Below are 13,225 nucleotides of genomic sequence, written 5' to 3'. Positions count from 1 at the left end.
TCACTGGCCGCTGAGCTGTGCATCCAGCTGCTCGGCCATGGGTCGCAGCCGACGGGTCACCACCGACCACACGATGGCATGGTCCACGACGCCGTACTCGTGAGCGAGAATGTTCCTCATCCCTACGGCCTGGTCCACGCCGTCGATGCACTGGGCGAGGTCCGGCGCATCTCGCCGCAGTCGGTTCAGGGCCTCCCCCAGGATCTCCAGCTGACGCTCTACGGCAGAGCGGTGCAGTGCACTGGCGGCGAACTCTTCCTCGATCAGTGTGCCCATGAAAGTGACTGACGAGTAACAGGCTTCCCGCGCGTCCCACAGGTGGGCGTCACCCCTGCCGGACATAGACGTCCTCCGCGTGCTCCTCTGCGCTCGCCCGGAAGTAGGGGTTACGGATGGCGCGGCGCACCACGAGGTCCACCGGTCGACTCACGATCCGACTGAGCTCCTGCTGCAGTCCGGTGTAGTCGTCGAAGGCATCCGCCCGACCGGGCAGGAAGTCCACGAGGAAGTCGACGTCACTGCTTGGCCGCAACGCACCCGCGGCAGCAGAGCCGAAGACCTGCAGCCGAGCGACACCGTGCTGCCGTGCCGCGCGGGCGATGGCCGCACGGTCGAACATCAGCGTGATGGTCATGGGACAAGTATGGCAGGGGAGCCCCTTCGTTAGGCTGGAGTGATGGCGACGGTACTTCTCGTGCGGCACGGCCGCACCACGGCCAATGCGACCGGACTGCTGGCGGGCCGCACCCCCGGGGTCAGCCTGGACGACCACGGCCGGGACCAGGCGGCCCGCACCGCGGACCGGATCGCGGCCGTGCCCGTGGCCGCGGTGGTGGCCAGCCCCCTCGAGCGGTGCGCGCAGACCGCGCACGCGATCCTCGAGCGCCAGCCGGCGGCGCCGCCCTCGCTGGTCGACGCCGATCTCACCGAGTGCGACTACGGCCAGTGGCAGGGCCGGAAGCTCAGCGACCTGGCCACCGAGCCCCTATGGGCGACGGTGCAGAGCCAGCCGTCCGCCGTCGTCTTCCCGGGCGGCGAGTCCATGGCGGGGATGCAGGCCCGGGCGGTGGCGGCGATCCGCCGGCACGACGCCGCGGTCGAGGCCGAGCACGGGCCGGGCGCGGTGTGGGTGGCGGTGAGCCACGGGGACGTCATCAAGTCGATCCTGGCCGACGCGCTCGGCATGCACCTGGACCTGTTCCAGCGGCTCGAGGTGGGGCCCGCCTCCGTGTCCATCGTGAGCTACGGCCCCAGCCGGCCGCGCGTCCTGGCCATCAACACCGACGCCGGGGACCTGTCCTGGCTCGCGACGCTCGCCCCGGCCGACGACGCCGCGGTGGGCGGCGGGGCGGGCGCACCGACGACGACGGCGGGCACCCACGCCGGCGACCGGCAGGCGCCTAGGATCGACGCATGAGTGACGCGCCTGCCCATGTCCATGAGTTCGACTGGCCGGACCGAGTGGTCATCGGGACGATCGGCCGCCCCGGTGCCCGGACGTTCTACCTGCAGGTGCGAGCCGGGTCGCGGCTGATGAGCGTTGCCCTGGAGAAGGAGCAGTCCGCCATCATGGCGGAGAAGATCGACGAGATCCTCGACGAGCTCATGGCCCTGGACGGCAATCCCCACAGCGTCCCGGACAGTACGCCCGTCGAGCTCGTGGACAACGACCCGTTGGAGCCCGTGCAGGAGCGGTTCCGGGTCGGGGCCATCGGCCTCGGCTGGGACCCCAGCACGGCGCAGGTGGTCGTGGAGGTGCATCCTCTCGTCGAGGACGAGTTCGACCAGCTCCTCCAGCAGGAGTCCGAGGCGGTGCTGGTGCGGATGCCGGTGGGCGCCGCCCGCGCGTTCACCCGGCGCACCCGGGAGGTCGTGGACGCCGGGCGTCCGATGTGCTCGGACTGCGGCCACCCCATGGACCCGGACGGCCACGTCTGCGGCCTCCCCGAGGCCTGATGAGCGCCGACGACCTGGTGGGCGGGGAGCTGACGCTCACCGGCCGCATCACGACGGCGTCCAACGCCACGTTCCTGAGCAGCATCGGGGACACGGTGGTGGTCTACAAGCCGGTGGCGGGCGAGGCGCCGCTCTGGGACTTCCCCGCCGGCACCCTGGCCCGCCGCGAGGTGGCCGCGCACCTGGTGTCCGAGGCGCTGGGGTGGGACATCGTGCCGCGCACGTGGCTGCGTGACGGCCCGTTCGGCGAGGGCATGGTGCAGCTCTGGCAGGAGCAGGATCCGGACCAGGACGCCGTGGACCTGTTCCCGGCGGACCAGGTGCCCGCGGCCGGTTGGCGGACCGTGCTGGAGGGCGAGGACCAGGCGGGGCGGAGGCTCGTCCTGGCCCATGAGGACACCCCGGCACTGCGGCGCATGGCAGTGTTCGACCTGATCGTCAACAACGCCGACCGCAAGGGCGCCCACATCCTCACCATGCCCGGCGGGCACCGCCACGGCGTGGACCACGGGCTCACGTTCCATGTGGCGGACAAGCTGCGGACCGTGCTGTGGGGCTGGCTCGGCGAGGAGCTGAGCGAGGACGAGCGCGACGGCGTCGGCCGGGTCCTCGACGGGCTTGACGGTGAGCTGGGGCGGGGGCTGGCGGAGCTGCTCAGTGTCGAGGAAGTCGACGCCCTGGCCGAACGCTGTGCCCAGTTGCTCGACGACGGGATCTTCCCTGCCCCGAGCGGGCTGACGCCGGCGGTGCCCTGGCCGCTGTTCTGAGCACCGGCCGTTCGCCGGCTCTGTCCTGGACGGTGGCGTCGGAAGTCCCGGCGGGCGGATCCTCCGGGTCCGGCGGGGCCCGGGTGACCCGCTGTGACGGACCTGCCGCCGGTGCCCGTCATGCCGGCGGTGCCGATGCCGCCGCCCGATGGTGGGGGCGGGCACGTGACGTCACCCGACGGCGGGCTGGGACGAGCGCGGCGCGGACGCCTACGGTCAGCTCACCTGCACACGGAAGGACCGCCCATGACCATTCCCGTCCTCGACCGTCCCGCGCCGGCCTCGGCCACCGACGCCCCCGACACCGCAGAACTCCGAGCCCGCTTCGCCCCCGTCTTCGCCCGGATCGCCGAGAACGAGGCCAGGCGGCGGGACACGGCCGTCGCGCCCCATGCGGCCGTGCGCCTGCTCGCCGAGACCGGCTTCACCGCCCTCCGGCTGCCGCGGGAGCGCGGCGGCTCCGGCGCGACCCTCACGCAGCTCCTCGACCTGCTCGTGGACCTCGCCGCGGCCGACGCGAACCTCCCCCAGGCCCTCCACGGGCACTTCATGTTCACGGAGCAGGTCGCACGCGACGTCCACCCGCGTCTGACCGACTGGTGGTTGGATGAGGTGGCCGCCGGGAAGGTCTTCGCCAACGCACTCGTGGACCCGCCGGCCGCGACCGGCCTGCCGGGCGTCACGGCCCGCCGGGACCCGCGCGACCCGGCGGCGTTCTTGCTGACCGGCACGAAGCAGTACTCCACCGGCACTCTGCTGGCGGACTGGACCCTGGTCGCCGCCCACGACGACGCCGGGGCGCTGCAGCCCCTCGTCGTCGAGGTGACCGGGCCGGGCGTCGAGGCCCGCAACGACTGGGACGGCATCGGCCAGCGCGGCACGGCGTCCGGCACCACCGTCTACACCGACGCGCCCGCCCCCGCCTGGCGTCGCCTCGACCTGGAGCGCCCCGCCGCCGCCCCCGGCTACCCGTTCCTGTGGCTCATCCTCGCGGCCACCCAGGCGGGCATCGCCCAGCGCGCGCTCGACGAATTCGCCGAGATCCTCCGCCGCCGCTCCCGCTCCTACCAGCACGCCGCGAGCGCCAGCCCCGCCCACGACCCGGTCCTGCAGCACCAGCTCGGGGCCGCCGCCGCGCAGGTCCGCGCGCTGCGCTCCGTGGTCCTCGGCGCGGTCCCCGCCCTCGAGGCGGCGTACACCGCCGCGGCCGGCGCGGCGCCCGCGCTCGGCGCGGCCGAGGGCGAGTCCCCGGACGACGGCGCCGCGGAGGCCTTCGAGGCCGCCCACACGGAGGCCTGGGTCGCCGCGGCCTCGGCGTCCTCCGTGGCGGCCGACCTGACGCTGCGCCTGACCTCCGATCTGTTCGAGACCGCCGGGGCGTCGGCCGTCGTCGCGGGCCCGGGACTGGACCGCCACTGGCGCAACGCCCGGGTGCTGGCCAGTCACACGCCCCTGCCGCACCGCCGCCGCCAGATCGGGGAGTGCCTGCTGCACGGCACCCCCGCCCCGCACAGCGCGGACGCGGTCGAGACCGCATCGTCCGCCGGCGCCGATCCGTCCCGCGACAGTGCCTCCCCGTCCCCCTCGACCCCCGCCGCCCCGAAGGAGCAGTGAGATGACGACGACCACCGACCGCACCGACACGATCTCCCGTCCCGCAGACGTCGGCACCACCGACCCGGGGGTGCCGACCACCGCGCACCCGGCCGACCGGCCCCAGTTCCTCGCCGCCCGCGCACGGCTGGCTCCCGTGTTCGCCTGGCTCGCCGAGACCGCCGCCGAGCGGGACCGTGAACGCGTGACCGATCGCGAGGCCACGGACCGCCTCGCCGCCGCCGGCTTCCCGGGGCTGCGCGTGCCCGAGGACGCGGGCGGGGCCGGCCTGACGTTCCCGGAGGCCGCGCGCCTGTACGTGGAGCTCGCCGAGGCCGACTCGAACGTGCTGCAGGCCCTGCGGGTGCACGTGGTGAACGTGGAGACGGTGCTCGGTTCGCCGGCCGGGCCGCGCCGCGAGCGGTGGCTGCACCGCTTCGCCACGGGCGAGACGGTCGCGAACGCGACCACGGAGATCGGCAACCGCACCGGCCACTACGAGACCCGCCTGACGACGCGTCCGGACGGCTCGGCGGTGGTCAACGGTCGCAAGGCCTATTCCACCGGGACGCTGTACGCGGACTGGACGATCGTCGTCGTCGAGGACGAGGACGGCGCCGAGCGCGCGGCGACCGTGCGCTCGGACGCCCCCGGGGTGACCCTGCACGACGACTGGGACGGATTCGGTCAGCGGCTGTCCGCCTCGGGGACCACGGAGTTCACGGACGTGGTGGTGGATCCGGAGGAGCTCACGCCGGTGGGCCAGTCCTTGGACGACGGTTCGTCGATCTTCGCCTCGCAGGCGATCTTCCAGTTCGTCCACCTGGTGGGCCTGACGGGCATCGCCCGCGCCGTCGTGCGCGACGCGGCGGCCTATGTGGCCGGACGCACGCGCGGCTTCTCCCACGGGGCAGCCCGGCGGCCCGGTGACGATCCGCAGGTGCTGCAGGTGGTGGGCGAGCTGGAGGCCGCCGCGTTCGGGGCGCAGGCGGCGCTCGACGCCGTCGTCGGGCCCCTGGATCGGGCGCTGCGGGCCGAGGCGGCGGGCGCGCCCCTGGCCGAGGCCGAGGTGGACGCGGTGTACACCGCCGTCTACGCCGCCCAGCAGGTGATCGCACGGGCCGCCCTCGACGCGGCGACCCGCCTGTTCGAGGTGGGCGGGGCCTCCGCGACGCTGCGCACGCGTGGGCTGGACCGGCATTGGCGCAATGCGCGGGTGCTCGCCAGCCACAACCCGCTGATCTACCGCGCCCGACTGCTCGGCGACCGGGCCGTCAACGGCACCCCGCTCGAGCGTCACTACCGCCTGGGCGGCTGAGACGCAGGGCGGCGTGGCACCGGGTCACCGAGGCCCGGTGCCGCGCCGAGGCAGACAGTCGCCGAAGACACCGGACTGTATCGCGGCTTCCCCAGGCCCCTCTGTTGACCGAAATGTCATCCTCGACGAGTGGCCGAAGCTCGGCAAGAAGCTTGGGACTGACGCACGTACAGGTGACATACGATCTGTGGTGTTCCCACACCACAGGGAAGGATGTGCACCATGCCCGCCCCCTACCCCAAAGAGTTCCGCGATGATGTCGTCCGGGTCGCGCAGAACCGTGAGCCCGGCACCCATCTGAAAGACATCGCGAAGGACTTCGGCATCTCCGAGTCCTGCCTGACGAACTGGATTCGCCAGGCCGAGATCGAAGCAGGCAACATCCCAGGCACCACCAAGGCCGAGGCCGAAGAACTCCGCGCAGCCCGCCGCAGGATCCGGCTCCTCGAGCAGGAGAACGAAGTCCTACGCCGCGCCGCGGCCTACCTCTCCCAGGCGAAGTAAGCCGAAAAAATGATGTACCCGCTCGTGTCCGAGCTCGCCACCGACCAGATCCCGGTCGCGGTGTCCTTGCGGGTCCTCAAGCTCGCCCGCCAGCCCTACTACCGCTGGCGGGAGAAGCCCGTCGCCGTTTCTGAGGTGGAGCAGGCCCACCGGGCCAACGCCCTGCACGCCGCTCACCTGAACGATCCGGAGTTCGGGTACCGGCTGCTGCGGGACGATGCCGAGGCGGCCGGGGAGCGAATGGCCCCCCGTACTGCCTGGCGGCTCTGCCGCCAGAACGGGTGGCACTGCGCGTTCGGGGCCAAGCGTGGCAAGAACGGGACCCGCCCAGGCCCACCCGTGCACGACGACCACGTCCGCCGGGACTTCTCTGCCGAAGCTCCGAACCGGCTGTGGCTGACCGACATCACCGAGCACCCCACCAGTGAGGGCAAGCTCTACCTGAAGCGCGATCAAGGATCTCTACGCCGGACGGATCGTGGGGTACTCCATGGCCGGGCGTATGCAGGCCTCGTTGGCCGTGAACGCCCTCGAGCAGGCCGTGGCACGCCGCGGAGGCACCGATGCGGTGGCCGGGTGCATCGTGCACTCGGACCGCGGCTCGCAGGGTGGATTCAATCGGTCGTCGCAACACCCCCAGAATCACTGGAGGCATGGGCGATGGCAAGCAAGGACTGGGCGAGGAAGATCGGTGACGTGCCCGAGGGGACACGGCGTCAGTGGAGAGCGGATCGGGCCTTGCGGGCCCCCATGCGCTCTCCTGGCAGGCCGCAGCCCTCACGAGAGGTCCAACGCCAGTTCTGGCGGGTGATCGCCACCGGTGTCACCACGGTCGAGGCGTCCCTGAGTGTGGGCGTGTCCTGGCCCGTCGGGGCGCGCTGGTTCCGTCACGCTGGCGGCATGGCCCCACTGTCCCTGGCCGAGCCCACCGGCCGGTACCTGTCCTTCGCTGAGCGTGAAGAGATCGCGATCCTCCACGCCCAGGGCCACGGGGTCCGCCAGATCGGGCGTGCCCTGGGACGTGACCCGGGCACGATCAGTCGTGAACTGCGCCGTAACTGCGCCACACGTTCCGGGAGCAAGGAGTACCGGGCCACGGTGGCGCAGTGGAAGGCACAGGAGGCGGCCAGGCGGCCCAAGCCGGCGAAACTGGCCACGAACCAGCGGCTGCATGACTACGTCCAGGCACGCCTGAACGGGGTGGTCCTGGGCCCTGATGGTGTGGCCGTACCAGGACCAGTCGGGCCCGGTTTCAAGGGGCGGAAGATGAAACCGCGCCGGGCGGACCGGCGGTGGTCCACGGCGTGGAGCCCGGAGCAGATCAGCCACCGGCTGCGCCTGGAGTTCCCGGATGATGAGTCCATGCGGATCTCTCACGAGGCGATCTACCAGTCGCTGTTCATCGAAGGCCGGGGAGCTCTGAAACGTGAGCTCGTCGCGTGCCTGCGTACCGGGCGGGCTCTGCGCGAGCCGCGGGCACGCACCCGGAACAAGCCCCAGGGACATGTCACCGAGGATGTCGTGTTCAGCAAGCGCCCACCCGAGGCCGCTGATCGTGCTGTGCCCGGGCACTGGGAAGGGGACCTGATCATCGGGACCGGGCGTTCAGCGATCGGGACTCTGACCGAGCGCAAGAGCCGGGCCACGATCCTGGTCCATCTTCCCCGTCTTGCCGGCTGGGGCGAGCTGCCGCCGGTGAAGAACGGGCCCTCGCTGGGCGGGTACGGGGCCGAGGCGATGACCGCGGCCCTGATCAAGGCCATGGCGACGGTGCCGCAGCAGCTGCGGCGCAGCTTGACGTGGGACCGGGGCAAGGAGCTGGCCGGGCACGTCCAGTTCACGATGGACACGGGCACAAGAGTGTTCTTCGCTGACCCGCACTCACCATGGCAGCGGCCGACGAATGAGAACACGAACGGGGTGCTGCGGCAGTACTTCCCCAAGGGCACGGACCTGTCGAGATGGTCGGCCCAGGACCTCGCAGCAGTCGCGTACACGCTGAACAACAGGCCCCGGAAGGTCCTGGACTGGAAGACGCCAGCGGAGGTCTTCGCCGAGCAGCTAAGCTCGCTCACGACGAACGGTGTTGCAACGACCGGTTGAACCCGCCCAGTTCCGCTCGGCCCTATTCCAGGACGCCCTCACCACCCACGGGCTGATCGGGTCAATGGGTCAGGTCGGTGCTGCCGGGGACAACGCGGCTATGGAGTCCTTCTTCGCGTTGCTGCAGAAGAACGTGCTGGACCGACGCGACTGGGACACCCAGGACGAGCTGCGGGCCGGGATCATCACCTGGATCGAGCGGACCTACCACCGCCGCCGCCGGCAGGTGCGCCTGGGCCGATTGACGCCCGTCGAGTACGAGCTGATCATGGACCACACGCCCGCAGACCCGGCGTGAAGACAACTGTCACCTACACGTGCACCAGTCCCTTCGGCATCCATGACGCTGCGAGGTCGGCGTTGACGCGGGCCTCGAGTACCGGGTCCTTTGCCACTTTCCGGACCTGTGGGCGAGAGCGCTGGCGTTGCGCTTTCACGTCCGCGGTCACGGCTTGATAGCCGCGCGTCTTCGTCGAGTTCGGTCGAAGCTCTCTGGAGACCACCGAAGGGCATCTACCCAGGTGAGACGCGATCTTCCGGACTCCCCACCCGGCCTTCGATCCCGTCGAGATCTCCATCCGCTCCGTGAACGTGAGTCGCCGCCGCACCATCCCAGGCCTCCTCGCCTCGAGCCCCCACGGACCGGGAGTGTTGCTACGACGCTATGACACCACCAACCGACAGTCATCTCTTGCCGATTTACATTCAGCCGACGACCTGAATGAAGCCAGCAGCCGAATGCACTCGACGGTCTACGTCGAAGTCGTGGTCTGGTCCAGGTCTCGGCGTCCCTTGCGGAGCCCGATTTCGTAGGCTGTAAAGGAAATGAGCGTCAGTGCGATTAACGGCAGCACGAACCACGCCATGGCTACGGTGAATCCCTCCAGTGCATCGTGCGCTGTGGCAGCCAGCACAAGGTATCCGGTGTAGGCGGCGTACAAAACCACGAACAAGCCGCCCTCCCATCGCGCCACCGCGAAGCCCGTGAACGCGATCGGCAGTAGTGCCACTGCGGCCGCCAGCATTACTGGGATATCGAAGGCCACTGCGGCGCCGGATACGGGAATGCCCTCAAGAGAGATGAGCGCGGTTAGTCCTAGCACTACCCCTATGTTGAAGATATTGCTGCCGACCACGTTGCCCACCGCTAGGTCCCGTTCACCGCGACGCACGGCAATGATGGACGTCGCCAGCTCGGGCAGCGATGTCCCGACAGCCACAACGGTCAGTCCGACCACGAGGCTGCTTACGCCCAACGTGGTGGCTATGTTCACTGCTCCTTCCACGAGCAGCGTGGCACCGGCGACCAGCAACGCGACCCCCAGCAGCACAAAGAAGAGCGACCTGCTGACCGAGGCGCCTAGCGCAGCCCCTTCCTCGTCGGCTGGATCGATGGTTGCCGAATCTCCTGTCCCTTCCCGGGCATTCACCGCGGTCTTGGCGTCCCGCCGACTAACCACCACGGACATTATGGTGTGGACCACCACACCGAAAAATAGTATCAGCCCGTCCACCGCACTGATCCTCCCATCCAGGGACACAAGGAGCAGTAGAACTGACAAGACGACCATCAGGGGCAGGTCAAAGCGGATCAGCCTCCGCTTTACAGCGAGGGGAACGACCAGCGCGGACAGTCCCAGGATGAGCAGGACATTAATGATGTTGCTGCCAACCGCATTGCCCACGGCAAGCCCCGGTTCATCACGCAGTACAGCACCGACGCTCACTGCGAACTCGGGTGCCGACGTCGCCGCTGACACTACGGTGAGACCGATCACCAATGACGAAATCCCGAAACGTCCGGCCAGTGCTGACGCCCCACGCACCAAAAATTCCCCACCCAAGACCAGCAGCACCAGTCCGGCCACGATCCGTCCAATATCAAGCGCATCCATGAGTAGGAGTGTACGGACCACAGTTCAGGCCCTACCACGAGCACCCGCTGACCTCGAGATTTCACTGGGGTGTGGTCTCGACGGGTGGGCGTCATAGAGAAAGGTGCTCCTGGCCTGGGATGATACGGGGTGTCGAGTCTCGTAATCCGGCTCATCGCATTTGAGGGTGTAGGTGGGGTCTGAAGCCTCCTGCTTCGAGGAGGCTGCGGGCGATGTAGTGGGTGAGGTTGCGGAACCCGAGGGCGGAGCCGCGGAGGTGTTCGAGCCGGCCGTTGATCGCCTCTGTCGGACCGTTGCTGGTGCCCGTGTCGCGCGTCAGACTTAGTGGCAGGGCCGTTATGTAGGTCCTGAAGGAGAGTCAGACATGGGTAGACCACCTTCGATTCCGGCGGAGAAGAAGACCCGGATAGTGCTGAGCGTGCTGGCCGGCGAGATGTCCATCGCCGAAGCGGCACGCAAGGAGAAAGTCAGTGAGCAGTCCATCGGACGGTGGAAGGCCGAGTTCCTGGAAGCCGGCAAGACCGCCCTGGTGGCCGGCAGGTCCGGACCATCCTCCCGAGAGGAACAGCTGGAGGCCGAGGTCGCCGAGCTGACCCAGGCCTTGGGCGAGGCACACCTGGAAGCCAGGGTGTGGAAGAAGTCCGCGGAGGGCCGGCTGGGCCCTTCGAGGACCTCGAGGTGATCCGCGTGGAAGCGGGCATGTCGACCGCGAGGTTCTGCCAGCTCTTCGACATGCCCGAGCGGACCTGGCGCCGCTGGCAGGCCAAGGCCCGCACCGGGACGGCGGTGAAGGGACCGTGGCCGCAACCGGGACGGCAGGCCGCCAGGGAACTGGTGGTCAAGCACGCGCTGGCCCATCCGGCGTGGGGGCATCGGAAGATCTGGGCAATGGTCCGCCACGACGGGCATGTGGTTTCCGAGGCGACCGTGCTGCGGATCCTGCGCGACGAGGGGCTGATTCTGCCCGCGCAGTACCAACGGGAGCGACGGAAGCTGGCCGAGCGGCGCAAGGCCGCGTTCGCCACCAAGCCCTCAGGCCCGAACCAAGTCTGGCAGCTGGACTTCAGTGAGTTCGAGACCACCACCGGAGGGACCCGGCGGCTGGCCGGGTGCCGGGACTACTGGTCCAAGTACGAGCACCCCTTCCACGTTTCGCCCACCGGGAACCAGCACGACGCGATCGATGCGATCGAGTTGGCCCTGGCCGACTACGAGGCTATGTTCGGTCACCCGCTGGTCGAGGCCTGCCCGGTCGATCCCGAGACCGGTGAGCTGTTGCCCGTGGTGACCATCGTGACGGACAACGGCGGGCCGTTCCGGTCCTTCCGCTTCGAGTCCTTCATCGCCGCCCACCCCGAGCTACACCACGTGCGTACCCGAGTGAAGACCCCGGGGCAGAACGGGTCCCGTGAACGCGGCTTCGGCACGCTGAAGTACGAGCGGCTCTACCTGGACGAGATAGACGACGCGATCGTGCTCGCCGAGCGGGCCGAGGACTACCGGATCGAGTACAACGAGCTCCGGCCCCACGAGGCCGTCTCATGGAACCGGCCCAAGGAGGTGCACCTGGGCCTGGCCGACCCCACCACCCCGACATTCAAAACCAAGGAAAACCTGCCAACTACTTGACGCGGGACACCCGGTCGGTCGAAGAAGGCCAGCACGTTGGTTGCGCGTTTCGTCAGTGTTCGGCCGAGCTTGGCCAGCTCGGGCAAGGTGAATCGCCCCGGGTTTGTTAGAGGCTCGCAAGTGCCGCCCCGGCAGGCGCCGGCACGAGATTCTCATGATGGTAGACGTCCTCGAACTCGACCGGAGGGACCAGCCCGATCTCGCCGTGCACACGACGATGGTTGAACCAGTCGATGTACTCCGCGGCCGCGGTCTCTAAGTCCTCGATGGACTTGAATGGCCCCTTGTTCCGGATCAGCTCCGCCTTGAACAGCGAGTTGAACGCCTCAGCGAGGGCATTGTCATACGAGTCCCCCGTCGAGCCGACCGAGGCGACTGCACCGGCCTCGGCCAGCCGCTGGGTGTATCGCACGGCGACGTACTGGACTCCTTTATCGCTGTGATGCCGTAGCCCGGCCACGTCTTGGCCTGCGCGCTGACGCGTCCAGAACGCCATCTCCAACGCGTCCAGGGCCAGGTCCGTGCGCAGCGACTTCGACAGCTGCCAGCCCAGCACCCGTCGGGAGAACACGTCGATGATGAACGCGGCGTACACCCATCCGCTGAAAGTGCGGCAGTAGGTGATGTCAGCGACCCACAGCTGGTTCGGAGCCGCCGCGGTGAAGTCTCGCTGGACCAGGTCTTGACGCTCATCCGGGCCGGGGCCTGGGACCGTGGTCCTCGGTCCCTTCGCGCGGCTGATCCCGCGCAGGCCTGCGGCTCGCATGAGCCGCTCCACCGTGCACCTGGCCACCTGCAGGCCCTCCCTCCGCAGTTGCGCGTGGACCTTCCGGGCCCCGTAGACCCCGTAGTTGGCCTCATGCACCCGCCGGATTTCCACGAGCACCTGCTCATCGCGCAGGCTACGCACTGAAGGAGGGCGCGTCTTGGCCGCGTAGTACGTGCTCGGTGCGATCTGTGTGCCTGCCGCGGACAGCGTGGCGCAGATCGGCTCGACACCGAACTCGTGCTTGTGTTCGTCGATGTAGTCCACGATCAGCGCTGTGGGCGTCTCGAGCATCCGCCGCGAAGAAAGCCGACGCCGAGCGCAGGATCGCGTTCGCCCGCCGTAGTTCACGGTTCTCCTTCTCCAGCTCGGCCACCCGGGCGGCTTCGCTGGTCGTGATTCCGGGGCGGTGGCCGTGGTCGATCTCGGCTTGGCGGACCCAGTTGCGCAGCGTCTCGGGATTGATCCCGAGCTGCTCACCGACTCCGCGGAACGCTCCAGACCTCGTGGCGGGGTCTTGACGGGCTTCGATGGTCATCCGCGTGGCGCGTTCGCGGAGCTCGTCGGGGTACTTCCGTGGTGCGGGCATGCTCTGCATCCTTCCGTTGGATCAGAGCCTCCACCAGACCCGGAGCGATTCATCGTCCCCGTCAGCGCCTCCCGGCACTAACAATCAGTTGTCACCGATTCGCTC

General features: G+C 69.3%; 13 protein-coding genes and 4 pseudogenes. 11 read left to right on the top strand and 6 right to left on the bottom strand.

Going from position 1 to position 13,225, the window contains the following annotated elements:
- Together BJ976_RS03070 and BJ976_RS03065 are read right to left on the bottom strand one after the other, a co-directional pair.
- A complete protein-coding gene (locus tag BJ976_RS03070) occupies positions 1 to 276 on the bottom strand; it encodes a HepT-like ribonuclease domain-containing protein (protein ID WP_135030639.1) in 276 nt (91 codons plus the stop codon).
- Between the two features lie 49 nt (positions 277 to 325).
- The gene (locus tag BJ976_RS03065) at positions 326 to 634 is read right to left on the bottom strand and encodes a nucleotidyltransferase family protein (RefSeq protein WP_229667400.1); all 309 of its coding nucleotides are present in this window, start codon (positions 632 to 634) and stop codon (positions 326 to 328) included.
- A 42-nt stretch (positions 635 to 676) separates the two neighbouring features.
- Between BJ976_RS03065 and BJ976_RS03060 the strand changes: the two genes are divergently transcribed.
- The 9 genes and pseudogenes from BJ976_RS03060 to BJ976_RS03025 form a co-directional block, all read left to right on the top strand.
- Positions 677 to 1,417, top strand: coding sequence for a histidine phosphatase family protein (locus BJ976_RS03060; RefSeq protein ID WP_135030638.1), 741 nt, complete (start codon positions 677 to 679; stop codon positions 1,415 to 1,417).
- Positions 1,414 to 1,956, top strand: a complete 543-nt coding sequence (locus BJ976_RS03055) for an Rv2134c family protein (RefSeq protein WP_135030637.1) — start codon at positions 1,414 to 1,416, stop codon at positions 1,954 to 1,956. Before BJ976_RS03060 ends, BJ976_RS03055 begins: the two co-directional genes overlap by 4 nt.
- Positions 1,956 to 2,723 (top strand): Rv2133c family protein, encoded by a 768-nt coding sequence (locus tag BJ976_RS03050; RefSeq protein ID WP_135030636.1) that lies wholly within the window; start codon positions 1,956 to 1,958, stop codon positions 2,721 to 2,723. Before BJ976_RS03055 ends, BJ976_RS03050 begins: the two co-directional genes overlap by 1 nt.
- Positions 2,724 to 2,969: 246 nt before the next feature.
- Positions 2,970 to 4,337, top strand: coding sequence for an acyl-CoA dehydrogenase family protein (locus BJ976_RS03045; RefSeq protein ID WP_135030635.1), 1,368 nt, complete (start codon positions 2,970 to 2,972; stop codon positions 4,335 to 4,337).
- Position 4,338: 1 nt separating this feature from the next.
- Positions 4,339 to 5,634 carry an acyl-CoA dehydrogenase family protein gene (locus BJ976_RS03040; protein WP_135030634.1) on the top strand — a complete coding sequence of 432 codons (1,296 nt, stop codon included), beginning with the start codon at positions 4,339 to 4,341 and terminating at the stop codon, positions 5,632 to 5,634.
- 222 nt (positions 5,635 to 5,856) lie between these two features.
- Complete coding sequence (locus tag BJ976_RS03035; protein WP_221419391.1) at positions 5,857 to 6,138, top strand: transposase; 282 nt, start codon at positions 5,857 to 5,859, stop codon at positions 6,136 to 6,138.
- Positions 6,139 to 6,399: 261 nt separating this feature from the next.
- Positions 6,400 to 6,745 (top strand): annotated as a pseudogene (locus BJ976_RS12275) (DDE-type integrase/transposase/recombinase); the annotation flags it as partial.
- A gap of 53 nt (positions 6,746 to 6,798) precedes the next feature.
- On the top strand, positions 6,799 to 8,241 hold the full coding sequence (locus BJ976_RS03030) for an IS30 family transposase (RefSeq protein WP_425325787.1): 1,443 nt from the start codon (positions 6,799 to 6,801) through the stop codon (positions 8,239 to 8,241).
- A gap of 4 nt (positions 8,242 to 8,245) precedes the next feature.
- A pseudogene (locus BJ976_RS03025) lies at positions 8,246 to 8,539 on the top strand (integrase core domain-containing protein); the annotation flags it as partial.
- A 34-nt stretch (positions 8,540 to 8,573) separates the two neighbouring features.
- On the opposite strand, the pseudogene BJ976_RS03020 reads toward BJ976_RS03025, so the two are convergent.
- The 3 genes and pseudogenes from BJ976_RS03020 to BJ976_RS03010 all read right to left on the bottom strand — a co-directional run.
- Positions 8,574 to 8,852: pseudogene (locus BJ976_RS03020) on the bottom strand (helix-turn-helix domain-containing protein); the annotation flags it as partial.
- A gap of 141 nt (positions 8,853 to 8,993) precedes the next feature.
- A complete protein-coding gene (locus tag BJ976_RS03015) occupies positions 8,994 to 10,136 on the bottom strand; it encodes a calcium/sodium antiporter (protein ID WP_135031002.1) in 1,143 nt (380 codons plus the stop codon).
- 151 nt (positions 10,137 to 10,287) lie between these two features.
- Positions 10,288 to 10,440, bottom strand: a pseudogene (locus BJ976_RS03010) (transposase); the annotation flags it as partial.
- 60 nt (positions 10,441 to 10,500) lie between these two features.
- Here BJ976_RS03010 and BJ976_RS03005 point away from each other — a divergent pair.
- Both BJ976_RS03005 and BJ976_RS03000 read left to right on the top strand, forming a co-directional pair.
- A complete protein-coding gene (locus BJ976_RS03005; RefSeq protein WP_010080477.1) occupies positions 10,501 to 10,818 on the top strand; it encodes a transposase in 318 nt (105 codons plus the stop codon).
- A gap of 17 nt (positions 10,819 to 10,835) precedes the next feature.
- Entirely contained in the window at positions 10,836 to 11,765 is a 930-nt protein-coding gene (locus BJ976_RS03000; RefSeq protein ID WP_221419390.1) for an IS3 family transposase, read from the top strand.
- Between the two features lie 106 nt (positions 11,766 to 11,871).
- On the opposite strand, the gene BJ976_RS02995 is transcribed toward BJ976_RS03000, so the two are convergent.
- A protein-coding gene (locus BJ976_RS02995) for an IS3 family transposase (protein WP_135030991.1) occupies positions 11,872 to 13,120 on the bottom strand; the annotation gives its coding sequence in 2 pieces (ribosomal slippage) (positions 11,872 to 12,820 and positions 12,819 to 13,120; 1,251 coding nt in all).
- Positions 13,121 to 13,225 lie beyond the last annotated feature (105 nt).

It is taken from the genome of Micrococcus flavus (assembly GCF_014204815.1).
GTDB lineage: Bacteria > Actinomycetota > Actinomycetes > Actinomycetales > Micrococcaceae > Micrococcus > Micrococcus flavus.
This window is presented reverse-complemented; position numbering and strand designations above follow the sequence as displayed.

What these genes read in the sequence shown, in the direction of transcription:
- BJ976_RS03070 (WP_135030639.1), bottom strand. Translation starts at nt 276, where the DNA reads ATGGGCACACTGATCGAGGAAGAGTTCGCCGCCAGTGCACTGCACCGC.
- BJ976_RS03065 (WP_229667400.1), bottom strand. Translation starts at nt 634, where the DNA reads ATGACCATCACGCTGATGTTCGACCGTGCGGCCATCGCCCGCGCGGCA.
- BJ976_RS03060 (WP_135030638.1), top strand. Translation starts at nt 677, where the DNA reads ATGGCGACGGTACTTCTCGTGCGGCACGGCCGCACCACGGCCAATGCG.
- BJ976_RS03055 (WP_135030637.1), top strand. Translation starts at nt 1,414, where the DNA reads ATGAGTGACGCGCCTGCCCATGTCCATGAGTTCGACTGGCCGGACCGA.
- BJ976_RS03050 (WP_135030636.1), top strand. Translation starts at nt 1,956, where the DNA reads ATGAGCGCCGACGACCTGGTGGGCGGGGAGCTGACGCTCACCGGCCGC.
- BJ976_RS03045 (WP_135030635.1), top strand. Translation starts at nt 2,970, where the DNA reads ATGACCATTCCCGTCCTCGACCGTCCCGCGCCGGCCTCGGCCACCGAC.
- BJ976_RS03040 (WP_135030634.1), top strand. Translation starts at nt 4,339, where the DNA reads ATGACGACGACCACCGACCGCACCGACACGATCTCCCGTCCCGCAGAC.
- BJ976_RS03035 (WP_221419391.1), top strand. Translation starts at nt 5,857, where the DNA reads ATGCCCGCCCCCTACCCCAAAGAGTTCCGCGATGATGTCGTCCGGGTC.
- BJ976_RS03030 (WP_425325787.1), top strand. Translation starts at nt 6,799, where the DNA reads ATGGCAAGCAAGGACTGGGCGAGGAAGATCGGTGACGTGCCCGAGGGG.
- BJ976_RS03015 (WP_135031002.1), bottom strand. Translation starts at nt 10,136, where the DNA reads ATGGATGCGCTTGATATTGGACGGATCGTGGCCGGACTGGTGCTGCTG.
- BJ976_RS03005 (WP_010080477.1), top strand. Translation starts at nt 10,501, where the DNA reads ATGGGTAGACCACCTTCGATTCCGGCGGAGAAGAAGACCCGGATAGTG.
- BJ976_RS03000 (WP_221419390.1), top strand. Translation starts at nt 10,836, where the DNA reads ATGTCGACCGCGAGGTTCTGCCAGCTCTTCGACATGCCCGAGCGGACC.